The organism is Arthrobacter sp. TmtSoilC51 (genome assembly GCF_055388015.1).
Genome location: NZ_AP035877.1, coordinates 3,213,422 through 3,231,760 on the forward strand (window position 1 = coordinate 3,213,422; position 18,339 = coordinate 3,231,760).

The window sequence follows — 18,339 nt, forward strand, 5'->3', positions numbered from 1 at the left end:
CAGGCTTAGGCGTTGGCCGCCTCGAGCACTGCAATGGGAGCGACGATGTCGCGGGCAGGGAAGGACGGCGGGTTGACGCCGGCCATTTCCTCCATGACACGAACCACCTGGCAGGAGTAGCCGAATTCGTTGTCGTACCAGACGTAGAGCACGAGGTTCTTGTCGTTGGAAATAGTGGCCAGTCCATCGACGATGCCTGCGCGGCGGGAACCAACGAAGTCGGTGGAGACAACATCCGGGGAGTCGATGTAGTCGATCTGCTTGCGCAACGGCGAGTGCAACGACATTTCGCGGAGGTAGTCGTTAACCTCATCGCGCGTGGTGCCGTTGGCAAGGTTGAGGTTCAGGATCGCCATGGATACATCCGGGGTAGGTACGCGGATGGCGTTACCCGTGAGCTTGCCCTGAAGTTCCGGAAGCGCCTTGGCAACAGCCTTGGCAGCACCGGTCTCCGTAATAACCATGTTCAGCGCTGCCGAACGGCCGCGGCGGTCTCCCTTGTGGAAGTTGTCGATCAGGTTTTGGTCGTTCGTGAACGAGTGCACCGTTTCGACATGGCCGTGGATGATGCCGAATTTGTCGTTGATGGCCTTCAGCACCGGAGTAATGGCGTTCGTTGTGCACGACGCAGCGGTGACGATCTTGTCGTCGTCGGAAATGTCGGACTGGTTGATTCCGTGGACGATGTTCTTCAGGTCGCCCTTGCCCGGAGCCGTCAGCAGGACGCGCGAAACACCCTTGCTCTGCAGGTGCTGGGACAGGCCCTCCGCATCGCGCCAGCGTCCCGTGTTGTCAACTACCAAGGCATCCTTGATGCCATAGGCGGTGTAGTCCACGGTGGCGGGGTTGTCCGAGTAGATAACCTGGACCTGAACGCCGTTGGCGGTGATGGTATTGGCTTCCTCGTCCACGCGGATGGTTCCCTCAAAGGAACCGTGCACGGAGTCGCGGCGCAGGAGGCTGGCACGCTTGACGAGGTCGTTCTCGGCGCCCTTGCGGACGACGATGGCACGCAGCCGCAGGCCATGCCCGCCACCGGCCTTTTCAATCAGGATGCGGGCCAGGAGGCGGCCGATGCGGCCAAAGCCGTACAGCACGACGTCGGTGCTGGTGCGGTCATCAGCGCCGCGCTTTCCGACGATTTCTGCAAGCTCGGCCCGGAGGAACTCGTCCAACGAGGTGCCGTGGCCCTCGACGCGGAACTTCTCGGTGAGACGGGCAATGTCGATGGCAGCCGCGCCGAGATCCAGCTCAGCAAGCGCGTTCAACAGGGGTGCGGTTTCTTCGAGCAGAAGCTCGGTGTTGCTCATCCGGCGCGCAAAGCGGTGGGCCTTCAGGATGTTCATGGTCGACTTGTTGATCAGGCTCCGGCCGTGGATGCTCGTGACCACGTTGTTTTCCCGGTACAACCGGCCGATTACCGGAATCATGGCCTCGGCGAGAGCCTCCCGGCCCATCCACTTATCAAGACAAGAATCTGACGTCTGGCTCACAGAACTACCTTCCTTGGGTCAACCACATACGTCCTCGTATGCAGATGGCGGCCGCCCGGAGTAATCCTGCGGCACAAGCACTGGCCGGGCTTCGGTCCACCCACAGCGCCTTGAACGATTGCAAAGAAAAGACCGCCGGCTGCGAACGCAGTCCCGGCGGCAGAACATCCACGTTCATAACAAGTCTAAGGCGGAAGGACCCACGGTTGGGCGCCCCGGGGCGTGAAATCACTCACATGGCAGTCACAATGAACGTCACAATGCCCGTGACCTCAGTGGCAAATGTGTGGATGGGTTGACCGATACGCCGGGTTCTGTCATCCCCTGCCGTTACCGGCGAGGGAGTAGCGGCCATCCATCTACGAACGCCGTTGCCGACGCCCTCCAGCGGCCTACCCGGACACTCGGGCGAGCAGCCCTCAAACGTGCCCTGTCTGGCCTTGCTCCGGGTGGGGTTTACCTAGCCTCCCCGGTCACCCAGGGAGCTGGTGGTCTCTTACACCACCGTTTCACCCTTACCTGCTGCCAACCGATGCAAGCATCGGCCAGCGCAGGCGGTCTGTTCTCTGTGGCACTGGCCTGCGGGTTACCCCGAGTGGGCGTTACCCACCACCCTGCTCTGCGGAGCCCGGACGTTCCTCGAGCCACTTGCGTGACGCGCGGCCGCCTGGTCAACCCATCCGCCGTACAGTCTACCGGCGTCGGAGGTGGCTTCGGTCCCCGGTAATATCGACGGGTGCTGATTCTGCTGCCGCCTTCCGAAGGCAAGACCCCCGCCGTCAAAGGTCCCGCCGTGGCCTGGGAATCCCTCAGCTTTCCCGAGCTGAACCCGTACCGCGCCAAGGTCCTGGAATCGTTGGGCACCGTCAGCGCGCACGAGGACGCTCTGGCATTGCTGGGCGTTGGCGCCTCGCTGAAGGACGACGTCGAACGTAATACCAGGCTGCACGCCGAGCCGGCGGCGCCCGCTCACCAGATCTACTCAGGTGTCCTTTATGACGCGCTTGGCTACAACTCCATGACGCCGTCCCAGCGCCGCAAGGCTACCGAATCCATTCTGGTGGTTTCGGCCCTGTGGGGCGCCATCGGTTTTGGCGACCAAGTGCCCGCCTACCGGCTGTCCATGGGAACGGCACTGCCCGACGTCGGACGCCTCGCCTCCTTCTGGAAACCGCACCTTAACGCGGCCCTCGCCCAACGGGCTGAAAGAGAATTGCTGGTGGATTGCCGTTCCAGCACATACGCAGCGGCATGGGCTCCACCAGCAGCGCAAACCGTCACGGTGAATGTGTTCAGTGAGGCAAACGGCAAGCGCACAGTGGTGAGCCACTTTGCCAAGCACACGCGGGGTGAGTTTGCCAGGCATCTGCTGACCAGGCGCGGCAAGGCCCCTGCCGCACCTGATCAGCTGCTAAAGGCCGCCAAAGAAGTCTGGACAGCGGAGCTTGTTCCCGGGACGCCCCGCAAGCCGCACGCCCTCAACATCATCCTGGCTGGCTAGATCAATTCCACTCGGCCGAACGGACCAGGATGCAGCCTGAGTCAGGGCAGAAGACGATGTCGTCGTCAGCGGCAGCCTTGACTTCGGCGAGGTCGCCGGGGCTGAGCATCATGCCTGAACCTTCCGACTTACCGTGGAAAAGGCGCGCGGCGCCAACTCCCCGTTTGGCGATCGTCTTCTCGTAAACCGCCAACACTCCGGCGTCAAGGGCTTCCGCGAAGGCGGCCCGCTGCCCCCTGACTGTGGTTTCCTCTGCTGCGATCTCTGCGATTGCTTCATCCAATTCCGCGCGGATACTAGCGAATGAACCCTGGATGTCGTCCACAATGACCTGTTGTGCGGCCTGGCGCTCCCGCAGGGTGTCGAGCCGCTCAAGAATTTCGAGCTCGACATCTTCAAGGTCGGAGCGGCGCTTATTAAGGGACGCAATATCACTTTGGAGCGCAACGAGGTCCTTGGAGAGGCCGGTTCCGCTGTTGAGCCTGGCTTCGTCCCGTTCGATGCGGGATGCGACCTGCTCCACGTCCGCTTCCGAACGACGCAGTTCGGCTTCGGCGTCGTGTACGGCCATCTTGGCCGCACCCAGCTCACCATTGGCAACGCTGAGTGCATCCTGCAGGTCGGCTATCCGCGGATCTGTTTCCAGCACCTTCCGGCGGCCCGCCAACGACTTGAGCTTGGCGTCCAGTCCCTGCAGTTCAAGCAATTTCAATTGTTCTGCCGGTGCTGCTTTCGCCACGCTTACCTCCGCTTATCACTTCCGGGCCTGGGGATCAGTTCCGGATGGACGGCCTGTGTTGGGACTGTCCGTGTCTTCTAGACTCTAGTCCCCGCCGGGAGTGAGTATGAAGTCCCAAGGATCGCTGTTGGTGCTGCTGATGCGGATCTCGACGTCGTAGCCCTGATCAGCCAGTACGTTGCCAAGCGCTTCCGCGGCTACGGGCAGCCACAGCCATTCGCTGGCAAAGTGCGAGACGTCGATGAGGTACGGCCGGCCGTTGACCGCTCCTTCACGCGCTTCCGACGCCGGATGGTGCCGCATGTCAGCTGTAACATACACATCTGCGTTGCTGGCCTTGACAGCATCGAACAAGCTGTCCCCCGCGCCACCGCAGACGGCGACACGGCGCAGCAGCCCGTCCTTGTCACCGGCCACGCGGACGCCTCCGGCCACCGCGGGAAGCATCCCGAAGACGCGGGCAGCGAAATCACCCAGCGTCATCAGCTCAGGAAGATCACCAACCCTGCCAATGCCTTCCTCGGGCAAGCCATTGGCAGCAGGGGTAAGAGGAACGACATTCTCCAAGCCAAAGGCGTCCGCCAATACGTCGGATACACCCCCGACGGCGGAGTCACCGTTGGTATGGACGGTAAGGAGTCCCATGCCCGCTTCGATCAGCCGATGCACGGCCAAGCCCTTCGCGGAAGTGGCGGCGACGGAGTTGACGCCTTTGAGCAGCAACGGATGATGCGTAATCAGGAGCCCGGCGCCCCACTCAATGGCTTCGTCTATGACTGCCAAGGTGGGATCCACAGCAAACAGGATCTTGGTGATGGGCGCGTTGGGGCGCCCCACTACGAGGCCCACCTCGTCCCAATCCTCAGCCAAGGACTCTGGCCAGAGTTCCTCAACGGCAAGCAACACCTGGCCAAGGGTCGGGTCCCCGCTTGCTTCCACTGTCCCGGCGTCGTCGCTGGAATCCGCATCAGAAATGGCGGTGTCTACTGCTTCCATACTCTTATTCTTACCTACTGGGCCCGATGGGGCAGTCTTGGTAGCCGCCGCACCTGCCCAGTGGCGTTATTGTCCCGTAAGGTATTGCGGGAATCATCAGGCCCTCCAATCCATTGAAGAGATCATGAAAACTTTTGTACTTGGTGGTGGATGTTTCTGGTGCCTGGATGCCGTGTACCAGAAAACCCGTGGCGTCAGTTCCGTGGTCTCCGGCTACACAGGGGGCCATGTCCGCAATCCCGATTACTACGACGTCTGCTCGGGAACCACCGGTCATGCGGAGGTGGTTGCGGTGACATTCGATGAAACCGTGGTGCCGGAGGAAGTCATTCTCGACATGTTCTTCGCGTTGCACGACCCCACCACCTTGAACCGGCAGGGCTACGACACAGGAACCCAATACCGTTCGTCGATGTTCTACACCACTACCGAGGAAAAGATCCTCTTCGAGGAAGCAATCGAACGCGCCCAATCCTTGTGGGCCAATCCGATAGTGACGGAAGTGAGCCGGCTACCCGAGTTCTACGAGGCAGAGGAAGTCCATCAGAACTATTACGCCAAGTTCCCGTACCAGGGTTATTGTCAGGTCATCATCAATCCCAAGCTGGCCAAGGCCCGGAAATATTACTCTGCATGGCTAACTGCTTAGCAGGGTGTCGATGCGGCTGGTTAGGCTGACCTCAGCATTCCCTCTTCAGAGATAGGCATAATCTTCATGGCAAGGATCTACGACGACGTCACCCAGCTGGTCGGCCGCACTCCGCTGGTCCGTTTGAACCGGCTTACCGAAGGCCTCGAGGCCACTGTTGCGGTCAAGCTTGAGTTCTACAACCCGGCCAACAGCGTGAAGGACCGCATCGGCGTGGCCATCATCGACGCCGCCGAAAAGTCCGGTGCCCTGAAGCCGGGTGGAACCATCGTGGAAGGTACCTCGGGCAACACGGGAATCGCGCTGGCCCTGGTGGGTGCTGCGCGCGGTTACAAGGTCATCCTGACAATGCCTGAGACGATGTCCACGGAACGCCGTGTCATGCTGCGCGCCTACGGTGCAGAGATCGTGCTGACGCCGGGTTCCGAAGGCATGCGCGGGGCTGTTGAAAAGGCCCAGGAAATTGTTGCCAACACGGAGAACTCCGTCTGGGCGCAGCAGTTCGCCAACCCGGCCAACCCTGAGATCCACCGCAACACCACTGCCGAGGAAATCTGGGCTGATACCGATGGCGAAGTAGATATCTTCGTTGGCGGCGTCGGCACCGGCGGTACCGTGACCGGCGTGGGACAGGTCCTCAAGGAGCGCAAGCCCGAAGTCCAGATCATTGCAGTCGAGCCCAAGGACTCCCCCATCCTTAATGGTGGCAGCCCGGGTCCGCACAAGATCCAGGGCCTCGGCGCCAACTTCGTCCCGGAGGTCCTGGACACCAACGTCTACGACGAAGTTCTCGACGCGACCCTTGAAGACTCCGTCGCCACGGCCCGCGCCCTCGGTTCCAAGGAAGGTGTCCTCGCCGGCATCTCCGGCGGTGCCGCGGTATGGGGTGCCTTGGAGGTCGCCAAGCGACCCGAGAACAAGGGCAAGCTGATCGTCGTGATCGTCCCGGACTTCGGAGAGCGTTACATCTCCACAGTGCTTTTTGACGATATCCGCGGCTAACACTTCGCCCGCAAGCATTCATTTCCTGTAGAAAGGTCTTTGTGAGCTTCTTCGCAAGGCTTAAGGAAGACCTCGATGCCGCCCGGTCACATGACCCGGCGGCTCGAGGTTCTTTTGAGAACTTTTTCGCCTACTCCGGCCTCCATGCCATCTGGGCACACCGCGTGACCCACAAGCTCTGGCAAAACCCGGCCCTTCGCTTCCCTGCCCGCCTGATTTCACAGTTGGCGAGGTTCCTGACGGGCATCGAAATCCATCCGGGCGCAACCATCGGCCGGCGCTTCTTCATCGACCATGGCATGGGTGTCGTGATCGGCGAAACAGCCGAAATCGGCGAGGACGTGATGATTTATCACGGTGTGACGCTGGGTGGCCGGTCCCTTGCCAAGGTCAAGCGCCATCCCACCATCGGGGATCGGGTGACCATCGGCGCCGGCGCCAAGGTCCTGGGACCCATCACCATCGGCGCAGACAGCGCAATTGGCGCGAACGCCGTAGTGGTGAAGAACGCTCCCCCGGAGTCGATCATCACCGGCATTCCAGCCACGTGGCGGCACCGCGATGCGAAATCCGAAACCAAACCGGCGGTTGACCCGGCCGAGTACTACATCGAATACCGGATCTAGCTGAGCTACCCGGTGAATCTCTTGTAGGAGTTCCAAAGCACCGCGTCGAAGGCGCGGTCAGGAAGCACCCTGCGCAACGCCAGGACGCTCCAGGCTCCCCTGCCCACCGGGTAGCGGGTCCTGGGGCGTTTTGCCGTTGCCGCACGAACTATTGCCCTCGCCACGACCCTAGGGGGCGTAGACAAAATCTGTCCGGACGTTGACGCCAGAGCGGCTGCCATGACGTTGGCCTGCTCTTTGTATGGACCCCTACCGGACGCAGACAACAGGCCTTCGCCGGCGAGGGTTCCCCATTCGGTGTCCGTGCCGGCCGGCTCAATGAGGACGACGTCGATGCCGTGCGGCTTCAACTCGAGCCGCAAGGAATCACTCATCCCCTCTACCGCGAATTTTGTTCCGTGGTACCAAGCGCCCAGGGGCTCATAGATCTTTCCGCCGATGGACGAGACGTTGATGATCCGACCAGAACCGACTTGCCGCATCCTGGGAATGACGAGTTGTGTCATCCTCGCCAAACCCATCACGTTCACGTCGAATTGGCGCCTGCCTTCGGCCAAAGGAACCTCTTCCAGGGAGCCATAGGAGCCGTACCCTGCGTTGTTCACCAGTACATCAATGTGTCCGTGTGCAGCCTCAACAAGTGCCACAGCTGAGGCCACGGACTCTTCTACCGTCACGTCAAGATGCATGACGGTGATTCCCTGGGCCTGAAGAGGATGCATCTTCTCCACTCGGCGCGCACCGGCGTAGACAATGAAGCCGTGGGACCTCAGGGCACGCGCCGTCTCGAAACCGATGCCGGTAGACGCTCCAGTGACAAAGGCAATACGGTCGGTCATGGCACTGGCTCCTTGACTCGTGGCACTCGCCGCGATGGCCCAGTACCCGTTCCGGCACGGCAAAGGCCGGCTCCTCCCAGCGTATCGGGGAAGAACCGGCCCTGCGGTGGATACCTAGTGGGTGTCGACTGCCGAGATCTCGGACTTGTCTTCGCCCCACAGAGTGTGGAACGTACCTTCGGCATCAACGCGGCCGTAGGTGTGCGCACCGAAGAGGTCGCGCTGGCCCTGGATCAGCGCAGCGGCAACGCGCTTGCGGCGCAGGCCGTCGTAGTATGCCAGCGAGGAGGAGAAGACCGGTACCGGGATGCCCAGCTGGACAGCGGTAGCTACAACGCGGCGCCAGGCCGGGAGGGCTTCGGCGATGGCCTTGGTGAAGGCCGGCGCGAACAGGAGGTTTGCTGGCTTCTCTTCGGCCGCGTAGGCCTTGGTGATGTCCTTGAGCAGCTCGGCGCGGATGATGCAGCCGGCACGCCACAGCGAGGCGATCTCGTCCAGCTTAAGGTCCCAGCCGTACTCCTTGGCAGCGGAGGTCAGCATGTCCAGGCCCTGTGCGTAGGAGACCAGCTTGGAGGCGTACAGCGCCTGGCGGACGTCCTCGACGAACGTTTCGGGGATTTCCACGGAAGCTTCTTCGCCTGCCAGCAGTTCCTGGCCGAGCTTACGCTGCTCGGTCTGGGAAGAGAGTGCGCGGGCGAAAACGGATTCGGCGATGCCGGAGACCGGGGAGCCAAGCTCGAGGGCGGAGATAACGGTCCAGCGTCCGGTGCCCTTCTGGCCTGCGGCGTCCACCACGACATCAACGAAAGGCTTGCCGGTCTTGGCGTCAACGTGGCCCAGGACCTCGGCGGAGATTTCGATCAGGAAGGAGGACAGATCGCCCTTGTTCCACTCAGCGAAAATCTTGGACTGCTCGGCCGGCTCAATGCCCGCACCTGAACGGAGGAGGTCGAAAGCTTCACCGATGACCTGCATGTCGGCGTATTCGATGCCGTTGTGGACCATCTTGACGAAGTGGCCGGCGCCGTCGGTACCGATCCAGGCGCAGCACGGCTCGCCGTCCACCTTGGCGGAAATCTTTTCCAGCAGCGGGCCAAGGGCGTCGTAGGACTCCCTGGAACCACCGGGCATGATCGAAGGACCATTCAGCGCGCCTTCTTCACCACCGGAAACGCCAACGCCCACAAAGTGCAGGTCCTTCTTGGCCAAGGCGGCTTCGCGGCGGCGGGTGTCCTCGTAGTGCGAGTTACCGGCGTCGATGATGATGTCGCCGGCCTCAAGCAGCGGCTCGAGCTGCTCGATGACGTTGTCGACGGGAGCGCCGGCCTTGACCATGATGAGGACGCGGCGGGGCTTTTCGAGGGAGTCGACGAGTTCCTGCAGCGATTCCGTGCGGATGAAATCGCCATCCGTGCCGTGCTTTTCCAGCAGGGCGTCAGTCTTTTCCACGGAGCGGTTGTGGAGAGCCACGGTGAAGCCGTTGCGGGCAAGGTTGCGGGCCAGGTTGGCGCCCATCACCGCAAGGCCGGTGACACCGATGTGTGCTGACATCAAAACTCCAATTCGATCGTGTACAAACAGTCCTGCGGACACGCAGGAAGCGATTTCATAACCAGGGGCTGTAATAAACCATACGTATCTAAGCCGTGAGCGGGAAAGCAGCGCCCACGTTTTGGAACGGCGCCGCGTCATAAACAGTCTATGATGCGCGAACGTTCCGCAGACTCTCGGGGCGCCAAGGACATCGGAGGCTGCACGCGGAATGTCTTCGCCCCACTATGCTTACGTCTATGTCAACCAGCCTCCACCACCGCGCCGTAGAGCATCTGGGAACCCGGATCGTGGGCGGCGCCCTTCCCACCGGCCACGTCATGCTGGCCGAACATTTGGAAGATGAGCTCAACGTTTCGCGCTCGGTGGTCCGGGAGGCCGTCCGCGTGCTGCAATCGCTGGGCCTGGTGGAGACGATCAAGCGTGTAGGAATCCGTGTCCTCCCCGCCCATCGTTGGAATCCTTTCGATCCACTGGTCATCCGCTGGCGTTTGGCTGGCGAGGGCCGTGGCGCCCAGTTGCGGTCCCTCGCGGAGCTGCGGTCCGCCGTCGAGCCTGTTGCTGCAGAACTGGCAGCCGGCAACGCTCCGGAAAGCCTCCGCCAGGAACTTGTGGACATTTCGCTGGCCATGAAGGAGGCCGGCGACGCCGGTGACATGCCACGGTTCCTGGACCTTGATATCCGGTTCCATGCGCTGGTGCTTTCCGGCTCCGGGAACGAAATGTTTGCCAACCTGATTGGCCAAGTGACAGAGACCCTGACGGGACGTACGGTGCACGGACTCATGCCGGAGCACCCGCAGAAGCAGGCGCTGCAGTGGCATATTGACGTCGCCCACGCCATCGACGCCGGCGACGGCCAGCAGGCCAGGGACGCGGCCGGAAAAATAATGCGCCAAACGATCGCGGAGCTGGCGCCCAGTTGGAACGACCAGCCCCGCGTCTTCGTACCCGTGGCGAAGAACTAGCGCTGGAAGTTCAGGAGGACTTTGCCGGATTCGGCGGAGTTCCTGGCCACTTCAAATGCCTCAAGTCCGTGTGCGAGGTCGAACTCGTGCGTGACAACCGGATCCACAAACAGCGATCCGTCCGCCAATGCCGCAATGACGTCATCGATTTCGTTGTTGAAGCGGAAGGAGCCCCGCAGTTCCAGTTCGCGGGTTATGGCCAGCGAAATGAACACCGGCTGCGGCCCTGACGGCAAAAGTCCCACCATGACCACTGTGCCGCCGCGGGTGGCTCCCTTGATGGCCGAGGCCAGTCCGTAGTGGCTCCCGGAAGACTCAATGACGACGTCGGCGTCCACCGCGGCGATGGCCTCGGCCTGGTCACCTTTGAGCACGGCATCGGCGCCGACGGCCTGGGCGATCTCCAGCGGCTTGTCATGCATGTCGACGGCGACAATCCGGGCCGCGCCGGCACGCTTGAGGACGGCGACCGTCAGGGCCCCGATGGGTCCGCTGCCGATCACCAGCGCGGTCTTCCCTTGGACGTCCCCGGCGCGGGCGACCGCGTGCCAGGCGACGCTGGCAGGTTCGACCAACGCCGCGGTCCGCAGGTCAAGGGTGTCGGGAAGGGCACGGAGCATCCGTGAGGGCAGGTTCGCGTAACGGCTGAACGCGCCGTCGGTGTGCGGGTAGCGGGCAGCACTGCCCAGGTAGGTGCAGCCCGGGGAAAGGTTGGGCCGGTCCTCCGGGTAGCGGACCTCGCCCGGGGCCGGGGTCGCCGGGTGGACGGCCACGGGCGTTCCAGCCGCCGGGCCGGTACCATCGGCTGCCTGCTGGATAACCACACCAACGATTTCGTGGCCGAGTACCATCGGCGCCTTGAGGATGGACTCGCCCGCTGCGCCATGGAGCCAGTAGTGCAGATCAGATCCGCAAATACCGCCATAGGCAATCTCCACGATCGATTCGTCCACCGCCGGCACGGTCAACGGGATGTCCTCAATGCGCAGGTCACCCTTGCCATGGGCTACGACGGCGGGGCCGGAGGTTGGAAGCTTGATGCCCATCAGACCACCACCGTCATTCCACCATCGACGAAGATCGTCTGGCCGTTAACAAAGTTGGACGCCTGGGACGCGAGCCAGACCGTAGGTCCGGCGAGGTCGGCCACCGTTCCCCAACGATTCGCCGGGGTCCTGCCCAGGATCCAGGAATTGAACGCCTCATCATCCACCAGGTTCTGCGTCATCTCAGTGTGGATGTAGCCGGGGGCGATGCCGTTGATCTGCAAGCCGGAGGCGGCCCACTCAGCAGTCATGGCGCGGGTGAGGTTCCGCAACCCACCCTTGGCGGCGACATACGGGGCGATCGTGGGACGGGCAAGGTCGGTCTGCACCGAGCAGATGTTGATGATCTTCCCCCGACCCCGCGGGATCATGTGCCGGGCGGCCTCCCGGCCCACCAGGAAGGCACTGGTCAGGTCCGTGGTGATCACGCGGTCCCAGTCCTTGACGTCGAGGTCAAGCATCGGAACCCGGTGCTGGATGCCGGCGTTGTTCACCAGGATGTCCAACGGCCCCACAGTGCCCTCGATCCATTGCACGCCTTCAGCTGCCGAGGTGGCATCTGTGACGTCGAAAGCCCGGCTGAAGACCCGACCGTCGGGATAATCGGCAGCCATGGCATCGTGCGCCGTGGCCAGCCGTTCCGGATTGATGCCGTTGAGCACCACCGTAGCGCCGGCGTCTGCCAGGCCACGGGCAAGGGCATTGCCGATCCCCCGGCTGGATCCAGTGACCAAGGCGATGCGCCCGGTCAGGTCGAATAGTCCACTCATAGTCAGCGTTCTTTCCTTCTCAGTTGGTGCCCGGCGAGCCAGCTGCGGCCAAGCTCATGTTGGCTATGGTTTTGCGGACAACGGCGAGGTCCTGGTCACCGAGTCCTTGCCGTTTCAGTTCGGCATAGAGTTCAATGGCTGCCGAGGCCATCGGAACGGCAACTCCGATGGATTCCGCACTTTGGACCACAAAGGCCAGATCCTTGTGCATGAACTTTGCCGGACCTGTGGGGGCATAGTCCTTGGCGGCAAGTCGAGGACCCACGATCTCCAAGACCTTGCTTCCGGCCAGGCCACCGGCCAGCACGTCGTAGAGGGCACTAACATCCATGCCCGAGCGTTCAGCGAGCTCGGCTGCCTCGGCGAGTGCCGCCGTCGTGGTCCCCACTATCAGTTGGTTGCACGCTTTGGCGAGCGAGCCGGAACCCAGCGGCCCCATGCGGCGGACGGTGGTTCCCATGGTTTCGAACAGCGGCATGAGCCGTTCAAAGTCCGCTTCCGATGCCCCTGCCATGATGGCCAGCGTTCCGCTCTCCGCCCCCGTAGTCCCGCCACTCACGGGCGCGTCAACCACCACAGCGTTTCCACCGCTGGCCTCACGGACGGTTTCGCCAAACTCCTGGACCGCCGCTGGCGACACACTGCTCATCACGATGACGGCGGTGCCCGGCTGGGGTGCTTCGGCGCGCCACGCATCGAGCAAGCCGTGTGCTGCTGCCTCAATCAAGGGCAAGTCGGGGAGCATGAAAACGAGGGTTGGTTCGTCCCGGAGCTCGGCAAGGGTGTCTACGCGACTGATGCCGGCAAGGCCTTGGAAAACAGTGTCGGAACGGTTCCACGCCGTGACAGCCCATCCCGCTTTGGCGATGTTGGCGGCCATAGGAGCTCCCATGAGCCCCAAGCCCACGAAACCCACACGTTTGCTGGTCATTTTGTGAAGAACCTCACTTCTTTGTGTCCACCAAAAGAAAATCTGTTCAATATCCTAGCCTCCATTCAGTATGATGAACACTATGACGACTGATGAACTTACCATCGCGATCGCTGTACCGCTCGAAGCTGAGCATGTGGAGCGTATCCGCGCCGTAGACCCCTCCATCACTGTTCTGTACGAACCCGACCTCCTTCCACCCGAACGCTTCCCGGCCGACCACAGCGGGGACCCGGATTTCAAACGCACCCCCGACCAGGAAGAACGCTACTGGGCCATGCTTAACCGGGCCCAGGTTCTCTACGGCTTCCCCAACGAAAGCCCGGCCGGCCTTGCCCGGATTGCCCAGAGCAATCCGCACCTTCAATGGATTCACGCCATGGCCGCCGGCGCCGGCGGAGCCGTCAAGGCTTCGGGGCTGGACACTGAAACGCTACGGAAATTCCGCGTGACTACTTCAGCCGGGGTCCACGCGTTGCCGCTCGCGGAGTTCTCCGCCTTTGGCATCCTCAACGGCTTCAAGCGCAGCGCCGAAATGGCCCAGGACCAAGCCGCCAAGGTTTGGCCCGAATTGCGGACACCCACCAAGTTGGTCAACGGGTCCAAAGTGGTCATCGCAGGGCTCGGCGAGATCGGCATGGAAACGGCGCGCATAGCCCGCGCTTTGGGCATGAAGGTCAGCGGCACCAAGCGCAACGTTGAGGCTATCGAAGGGATCGACGAGGTCACCAACAACGACAGCCTCCCACGCCTGCTTTCCAGCGCTGACGCCGTAGTGAACACGCTCCCCGGAACGCCTTACACGGAAAAACTGTTCAACAAGGACGTCTTCGATGCGATGAAGCCAGGAACGGTCTTCGTCAACGTTGGCCGCGGAACCGTGGTGGACGAGGACGCGCTCCTGGAAGCCCTCAACAACGGGCAGGTGGCTTATGCCTGCCTGGACGTCTTTGCCGTCGAGCCACTCCCGCAGGACAGCCCGCTGTGGAACCATCCGCAGGTCCTGGTGTCGCCGCACACCTCCGCACTGAGCACGGCCGAGAACCGCCTCATTGCCGAACGATTCTGCAGCAACCTCCGCGCCTTCCTCGACGGTGGCGACCTTCCCCACTTGGTGGATCCGGTTCACTTCTACTAAGCCTCCGTAAACTCCAACAGGAAGGCTCCGACCCCGCAGGGGTCGGAGCCTTTCCAGTCTGAACTGCCGCTGGACTACTTCGCGTCCTCAAGAGAACGAAGGTCGCGTCCAGCTGTTTCAGGCGTAAAGAACGTCGTAATGAAAGAAATCAGCGCCAACACGAGTGAGTAGACCGCAAGGACCACCCAGGAGTTGTGCGTGGCAGCCAGGAGGATCGCGCCAAGCAGCGGTACAAGGCCGCCCGCCAGCACGGCAGAGATTTCCCGGCTCAGGGCAACGCCGGTGAAGCGATACTGGGAACCAAACAGCTCAGGCAACAAAGGGCACTGCGGCCCCAGCATGGACTGGACACCCAGTGCGATGCCAACCACCATGACAGCCCATACGAGCGTCACATTTCCAAGGGTCACCAGATAGAAGGCCGGGATGGCAAAGACCGCTTGGAACAAGGCCCCGTAGCGGTAGACGCGCACTCGGCCAAAGCGGTCCGAGAGAGCACCGAAGGTGACCACCATGACGGCTGCGAATCCGGCGGCTATCAGGAGTCCCACAGGGCCAATGAACTTGTCCCCAGGGAAGACACCTTCCTTGACCGACATGAAGGAAATCAGCAGTGCCGAGTAGATGGAAGAATTGCCGTTCTCTCCCATACGGAGTCCTATGCCAACAAGCACGTTCCTTCTGGAGTGCTTCCAAAGCTGCCCGACAGGGTTTTTGACCACATTCTTGTGCTTCTCCAACTCCTGAAACACTGGGGTTTCCTTCAACCTCAGGCGAATGAAGACGGCAACAATGATCAGTACAAAGCTGGCAAGGAACGGCACCCTCCAGAGCCAGGCCTCAAAGGCATCCTTATTCGCCAGTTGCAGCAGCGCGAACGTTCCAGCACCCAGTAGCGTTCCCAGCTGAATACCCACGAATGGCAGCGACGCGAAGTACCCGCGGCGTTTCGGCGGCGCTACCTCGGATATCAAGGTTGTGGCCCCAGCTTGCTCCGCCCCGGCACCCAAACCCTGGATGATGCGCAACGTCACAAGGAGCACGGCGCCGAGCATTCCGGCCTGTTCGAAGGTGGGCAGCAGGCCGATGGCAAAGCTGGCGAGTCCCATCATGCCGATTGTCAGCAAGAGGACCATTTTGCGGCCAAACCTGTCTCCGATGAATCCGAAGAAAATACCGCCGAACGGCCTGGCCGCAAATCCCACTCCGTAGGTGGCAAAGGAGGCGATCAAAGCGCCACTCTCACCCAACGGCTTGAAGAACAAGGGCCCGAAGATCAACGCCGAGGCCAGTCCATAAATGTAGAAATCGTAGTACTCCAGGGCAGAACCCACGGAGCTGGCCAGCGTCGCCCTACGAAGCTGTTCCGGCTCAACAACAGCATCGTCAGCTTCAGCTGCGAGCTTTGCATTGGTACGAGTTGTCACAAGCACTCCCTCAAAATCACCCCAGGCCCCCGTTGGCCCGGTGAGATAGTGATGGCATCACCGCCAAGATCACTATGGTGAACAGCGTACAGCTTGTTGAACTTGCTGCCAAGGTTGAAATCAGATTTATTCAATCCGGGGAAATGTGACGCATGGCATTCGGTGACTAGCCCATGGGATTCCCCAGGGAACGGGCCAGTTCCTTGAGCTCCTTAACCATGAGTGCGCCTTGCTCCTCGGAGTATGTGGCCTTCAGCGCAGTAACGGAGAGGCCGAGGCTGGGGCCGTGCGCTCCATGCGTGGGCACGGGAACAGCCAGGCACACCACGCCAACAGTGGATTCCTCGTCTTCGAAGGCATACCCCTGCTTGCGGATAGTGCCAATCTGCGCCTTCAGTTCCTCGGCCGTACGCAGCGAGTTCGGCGTCATGACCGGAAGTTCCATTCCATCCGGGAACATGGCATCGATATCGTGGTCGTGCAACTGCGCCAGAAGCGCCTTTCCCACACTGCAGAGGGAAACCGGCATCTTATCGCCAATGTTGGAGGTCAGCCGCACAGCTGGATGACCCTCATAGCGGGCAAGGTAGATGACATGGTCCCCGTCCAGCATTGCGATGCGGACAGTTTCGCCGGACAGGGTTGGTGCCTGCTCGCAGTACTTATAGAACTCCTGCACCTCGTCCAACCGGCTCAAGTAGGCAGCACCGAGCTCCACGAGCTTCCGCCCCAAGGCAAAATCTGCCCCTTGCCTGGTAATAAGCCGTGCTTCTTCGAGCGCCAGCAGGAGATTGGACGTGGAAGATTTGGGAATCCCCAGCTCCCTGGACAGATCACTCAGCGTGAGGCGACCCGACGATGACTCAGCAAGTGCCTCCAGAACTGCCGCAGCGCGGGTCACCGCAGGTGCCGGCGAAGAGGCGCCCAGCCCTTCGGAGCGGGTGATGCGGGAATCGGCCATGATTCTCCTTCGTCATGTCAAACCGGCTGTTCATTCAGCTGAACAGTACCCATCATAGTGTCAGTCTGAGCTGTTAGACCGGCAAGAATGACGACTGTACCGACATACAAGGCTTCATGAAGGGCTTTGCTTTCCAAACCGAAAAGTTCGCTGTATATTCATTTTCGAGCTCTCCACCGCGGCATCCCCCAATAGTCGTGGTGGAGAGCTCATCCATTTCCCGGCCCGGATTCTACGCGGCCGCCAGCTCTTCGCCCCGCAGGTACCAGCCACCACCGCTTCCATCGCGCACGAGTTCCCATGTTGCCAGGTGGGACAGTGCGTTGTTTCCCAGCCGCACCTGGACTTGCAGGACCTCAACATCCACGCGGCCCTGCCCCCGGGGCATTCGCTTGGAGCTCTCCCACCATGGCACCCTCTCGAACCACCTGAACGGCTCTTCGGCAATTTGCCACTCGTGACAGCCACGGACCACCGCCGTGGCCGTGCCGTCCGACGTGCTGCGGATGTATACCTGTTCCATAAGCCAGACACTAGGCGCGGGCACCGACTTTTTCTGACCGGCCTTTTCTGCCTGGGGAAAACGAAAAACCCCGTCATTCCAAACCTTATGGTTCAGGATGACGGGGTTTCTTGGTGGGTCCTACCGGGATCGAACCGATGACATCCACGGTGTAAACGTGGCGCTCTACCAGCTGAGCTAAAGACCCAAAGTGCGGCTTCAGTGCCTTAGCGCTTCAACCAACGAACAATGACTCTACATGATCATTCGGGAGAAACACCAATCGGGCCGCCTGCCGCAGGAAGCTCGGGCAAATTCCGTGCGAGGTAACCCAGGGCGCCGCTGACTCCGACGTCGAGTTTCAGGGCAGCAAATTCGTCACCACGCGTTTGCCCCCTGTTGATGATGACCACAGATTTGACGGCTTTTGCCGCATGGCGCACGAACCGCAACCCACTCATCACCGTAAGCGAGGAACCGGCAACCAGGAGGGCTTCGGCTTCGTCCACCATGGCATATGCCCGTTCGACGCGGTTTTTCGGCACGCTTTCGCCAAAGTAGACGAAGTCGGGCTTCAGCGTGCCACCACAAACAGGGCAAACAGCCATCACGAACGACTTGATGAGTTCCGGATCTTCCACCGTGGCATCAGCGTCGGGCGCCATCTCCACCACGCCTGCCTCAAGCGCGGCCGCCACGAACCCCGGATTAAGCTCCTCAAGGATGGCGGCCAGCAGTTTTCTGGAAAATATGTGCCCGTTCTCAAGGCAAATCACCTGGTCGAAGCGCCCGTGCAGATCCACCACGTTGATGCTCCCGGCGTCCTCGTGGAGCCTATCCACGTTTTGGGTGATGAGGCCGGTCAGCAGGCCCCGCCGTTCCATGAGGGCGACGGCGTCATGGCCTGCGTTCGGATGAGCATGCCGGAGGTGGGACCAGCCGATATGGTTCCGCGCCCAATACCGCCGTCGATTGGCGGCGCTGCCGATAAATTCCTGATACGTCATCGGGTTCCGGGGCGCTGAACCAGGTCCGCGGTAATCCGGGATGCCGGAATCGGTGCTGAGGCCGGCGCCAGTGAGCATGGCTAGCCGCTTGCCGGCCAGGATGTCGAGGGCCTTTTGCAGGGCCGCCTCTTCCCCTGCCTCCAAGGTGGCAGCGAGGGCGGGCTCCATGCTGGCGAATCCGGTCATACCCACA

The 18,339-nt window shown here is 61.6% G+C and carries 18 protein-coding genes, 1 tRNA gene and 1 other RNA gene; 6 read left to right on the forward strand and 14 right to left on the reverse strand.

The features are described 5' to 3' along the window. Positions 1 to 5: 5 nt before the first annotated feature. Together ACZ5G6_RS14655 and rnpB are read right to left on the reverse strand one after the other, a co-directional pair. Positions 6 to 1,457, reverse strand: a complete 1,452-nt coding sequence (locus ACZ5G6_RS14655; protein WP_498686189.1) for a glyceraldehyde-3-phosphate dehydrogenase — start codon at positions 1,455 to 1,457, stop codon at positions 6 to 8. Between the two features lie 323 nt (positions 1,458 to 1,780). Continuing rightward, positions 1,781 to 2,172, reverse strand: an RNA gene (gene rnpB / locus ACZ5G6_RS14660) — RNase P RNA component class A. A gap of 57 nt (positions 2,173 to 2,229) precedes the next feature. On the opposite strand from rnpB, the gene ACZ5G6_RS14665 reads away from it, so the two are divergent. Beyond that, complete coding sequence (locus tag ACZ5G6_RS14665) at positions 2,230 to 2,994, forward strand: YaaA family protein (RefSeq protein WP_498686190.1); 765 nt, start codon at positions 2,230 to 2,232, stop codon at positions 2,992 to 2,994. A gap of 1 nt (position 2,995) precedes the next feature. Here the strand turns inward: ACZ5G6_RS14665 and ACZ5G6_RS14670 are convergent, their stop codons facing one another. Further along, the gene (locus ACZ5G6_RS14670; RefSeq protein WP_498686192.1) at positions 2,996 to 3,733 is read right to left on the reverse strand and encodes a zinc ribbon domain-containing protein; all 738 of its coding nucleotides are present in this window, start codon (positions 3,731 to 3,733) and stop codon (positions 2,996 to 2,998) included. Positions 3,734 to 3,817: 84 nt separating this feature from the next. After that, positions 3,818 to 4,729, reverse strand: a complete 912-nt coding sequence (locus ACZ5G6_RS14675) for a Nif3-like dinuclear metal center hexameric protein (RefSeq protein WP_498686194.1) — start codon at positions 4,727 to 4,729, stop codon at positions 3,818 to 3,820. A 124-nt stretch (positions 4,730 to 4,853) separates the two neighbouring features. Between ACZ5G6_RS14675 and msrA the strand changes: the two genes are divergently transcribed. From msrA to epsC, 3 genes are all read left to right on the forward strand, one after another. Continuing rightward, positions 4,854 to 5,378 (forward strand): peptide-methionine (S)-S-oxide reductase MsrA, encoded by a 525-nt coding sequence (msrA, locus tag ACZ5G6_RS14680; RefSeq protein WP_223933208.1) that lies wholly within the window; start codon positions 4,854 to 4,856, stop codon positions 5,376 to 5,378. A 66-nt stretch (positions 5,379 to 5,444) separates the two neighbouring features. Further along, positions 5,445 to 6,380, forward strand: coding sequence for a cysteine synthase A (gene cysK / locus ACZ5G6_RS14685; RefSeq protein WP_223933210.1), 936 nt, complete (start codon positions 5,445 to 5,447; stop codon positions 6,378 to 6,380). A 41-nt stretch (positions 6,381 to 6,421) separates the two neighbouring features. Next, positions 6,422 to 7,006: a serine O-acetyltransferase EpsC gene (gene epsC / locus ACZ5G6_RS14690; protein WP_223933212.1), complete on the forward strand. Its 585-nt coding sequence runs from the start codon at positions 6,422 to 6,424 to the stop codon at positions 7,004 to 7,006. Positions 7,007 to 7,011: 5 nt separating this feature from the next. Here the strand turns inward: epsC and ACZ5G6_RS14695 are convergent, their stop codons facing one another. Both ACZ5G6_RS14695 and gnd read right to left on the reverse strand, forming a co-directional pair. Beyond that, positions 7,012 to 7,845, reverse strand: a complete 834-nt coding sequence (locus ACZ5G6_RS14695; RefSeq protein WP_498686198.1) for an oxidoreductase — start codon at positions 7,843 to 7,845, stop codon at positions 7,012 to 7,014. 114 nt (positions 7,846 to 7,959) lie between these two features. After that, a complete protein-coding gene (gene gnd / locus ACZ5G6_RS14700; protein WP_223933214.1) occupies positions 7,960 to 9,396 on the reverse strand; it encodes an NADP-dependent phosphogluconate dehydrogenase in 1,437 nt (478 codons plus the stop codon). A 239-nt stretch (positions 9,397 to 9,635) separates the two neighbouring features. On the opposite strand from gnd, the gene ACZ5G6_RS14705 reads away from it, so the two are divergent. Beyond that, positions 9,636 to 10,364 carry a FadR/GntR family transcriptional regulator gene (locus ACZ5G6_RS14705; protein ID WP_223933215.1) on the forward strand — a complete coding sequence of 243 codons (729 nt, stop codon included), beginning with the start codon at positions 9,636 to 9,638 and terminating at the stop codon, positions 10,362 to 10,364. On the opposite strand, the gene ACZ5G6_RS14710 is transcribed toward ACZ5G6_RS14705, so the two are convergent. The 3 genes from ACZ5G6_RS14710 to ACZ5G6_RS14720 are packed head-to-tail and all read right to left on the reverse strand — an operon-like array spanning position 10,361 to position 13,111. Further along, the gene (locus tag ACZ5G6_RS14710; protein WP_498686201.1) at positions 10,361 to 11,410 is read right to left on the reverse strand and encodes an L-idonate 5-dehydrogenase; all 1,050 of its coding nucleotides are present in this window, start codon (positions 11,408 to 11,410) and stop codon (positions 10,361 to 10,363) included. The genes ACZ5G6_RS14705 and ACZ5G6_RS14710 overlap by 4 nt on opposite strands. Next, positions 11,410 to 12,180: an SDR family oxidoreductase gene (locus ACZ5G6_RS14715; protein ID WP_223933219.1), complete on the reverse strand. Its 771-nt coding sequence runs from the start codon at positions 12,178 to 12,180 to the stop codon at positions 11,410 to 11,412. The genes ACZ5G6_RS14710 and ACZ5G6_RS14715 overlap by 1 nt, the downstream gene beginning before the upstream one ends. A 19-nt stretch (positions 12,181 to 12,199) precedes the next feature. After that, entirely contained in the window at positions 12,200 to 13,111 is a 912-nt protein-coding gene (locus ACZ5G6_RS14720; RefSeq protein ID WP_498686203.1) for an NAD(P)-dependent oxidoreductase, read from the reverse strand. 70 nt (positions 13,112 to 13,181) lie between these two features. On the opposite strand from ACZ5G6_RS14720, the gene ACZ5G6_RS14725 reads away from it, so the two are divergent. After that, the gene (locus tag ACZ5G6_RS14725; protein WP_498686205.1) at positions 13,182 to 14,249 is read left to right on the forward strand and encodes a D-2-hydroxyacid dehydrogenase; all 1,068 of its coding nucleotides are present in this window, start codon (positions 13,182 to 13,184) and stop codon (positions 14,247 to 14,249) included. Positions 14,250 to 14,323: 74 nt separating this feature from the next. Here the strand turns inward: ACZ5G6_RS14725 and ACZ5G6_RS14730 are convergent, their stop codons facing one another. The 5 genes from ACZ5G6_RS14730 to ACZ5G6_RS14750 form a co-directional block, all read right to left on the reverse strand. Next, complete coding sequence (locus ACZ5G6_RS14730) at positions 14,324 to 15,682, reverse strand: MFS transporter (RefSeq protein ID WP_498686207.1); 1,359 nt, start codon at positions 15,680 to 15,682, stop codon at positions 14,324 to 14,326. Between the two features lie 160 nt (positions 15,683 to 15,842). Continuing rightward, complete coding sequence (locus ACZ5G6_RS14735; RefSeq protein WP_223933225.1) at positions 15,843 to 16,637, reverse strand: IclR family transcriptional regulator; 795 nt, start codon at positions 16,635 to 16,637, stop codon at positions 15,843 to 15,845. A 232-nt stretch (positions 16,638 to 16,869) separates the two neighbouring features. Then, entirely contained in the window at positions 16,870 to 17,160 is a 291-nt protein-coding gene (locus ACZ5G6_RS14740; RefSeq protein ID WP_498686209.1) for a hypothetical protein, read from the reverse strand. A gap of 111 nt (positions 17,161 to 17,271) precedes the next feature. Then, positions 17,272 to 17,347 (reverse strand) — tRNA-Val (locus ACZ5G6_RS14745). A gap of 55 nt (positions 17,348 to 17,402) precedes the next feature. After that, on the reverse strand, positions 17,403 to 18,332 hold the full coding sequence (locus ACZ5G6_RS14750; protein WP_498691887.1) for a Sir2 family NAD-dependent protein deacetylase: 930 nt from the start codon (positions 18,330 to 18,332) through the stop codon (positions 17,403 to 17,405). Positions 18,333 to 18,339 lie beyond the last annotated feature (7 nt).